This is a genomic window from Nocardiopsis trehalosi NBRC 14201, from assembly GCF_001552555.1.
Classification (GTDB): Bacteria; Actinomycetota; Actinomycetes; order Streptosporangiales; family Streptosporangiaceae; genus Nocardiopsis_B; species Nocardiopsis_B trehalosi.
The window spans coordinates 1-981 of the sequence record NZ_BCRK01000360.1; the positions used below are offsets into that span (position 1 = coordinate 1).

Genomic DNA, 981 nt, shown 5'->3' on the forward strand with positions numbered 1-981 from the left:
GGCGAGCCGCTGCCCGCCGCCGAGGGCGTCGGCCCCGAGCCCGCCGACGCGCCCGACGCCGCGTCGGCGTTCGAGGACGACGACGCCGACCCCGAGGCCGATCCCGCCGGCACGGTCGCCGACGCCGATGCCGACGCCGAGCGCGCGCGGGACGCGGACACCGACGGCGCGGACGGCTCCGCGACCGACGCCGATGCCGCCGACGACGCGGACGAGGCCGACGACGAGGACAAGACCGTCGACACGGCCGCCGCGCCGGCCCGCGAGCCCGAGGTCCCCGGCGTCGACGAGCCCGACGCCGACGGCGTCCAGCGGATCCGCACCGCCGGCACGCTCGTCGTCGACGAGGAGGAGTTCGACGTCGTCAGCAACACCTGGATCGTGGACGCCGACGACGAAGGCGTCATCGTCATCGATCCGGCCCACGACGCCGAGGCGATCATGGCGGCCGTCGGCGACCGCGAGGTCTACCTCGTCGCCTGCACCAACGGCTACAACACGCACATCGCCTCGGCCATCAAGGTGGCCGAGCGCGACGAGGCGCCGATCGCGCTGCACCGGCGCGAGCTGCGCCCGTGGCGCCGGCTGCACGGCGCCGAGCACCGCCCCGACCTGGAGATCGAGGGCGGCGGGGCGCTCCAGGCGGGCGACCTGGAGATCGACATCCTGCCCGTCCCGGGCACGGCGGCGGGCAGCGTCGCCTACTACATCTCCGAGCGGGGCGTGGTCTTCACCGGCGACTCGCTGCGGGCGGGCGAGCTGGGCACCGTGGGCGGCGTCTACATCGACTACACCCGCCAGCTGCACTCGATCGGCGAGGTCATCCTGTCGCTGCCGCCGGACACCCGGGTGCTGCCCGACAGCGGGCCCGCCACCACCTGCGAGGCCGAGTCGAAGAACTTCGACTCCTGGGTGTCCGCCGACTAGCCGGCCGACCGGCCCTCGGCCGGCCGCCGCCGCGGCCGCCCGTCCGGGCGGCCG

Annotated in this window: 1 protein-coding gene; it reads left to right on the forward strand. The window is 76.0% G+C overall.

Annotation, left to right across the window (positions count from 1 at the left end; genetic code table 11):
• The first annotated feature begins 9 nt into the window (after positions 1-9).
• Positions 10-927 carry an MBL fold metallo-hydrolase gene (locus NT8_RS28140; protein WP_084469351.1) on the forward strand — a complete coding sequence of 306 codons (918 nt, stop codon included), beginning with the start codon at positions 10-12 and terminating at the stop codon, positions 925-927.
• Positions 928-981 lie beyond the last annotated feature (54 nt).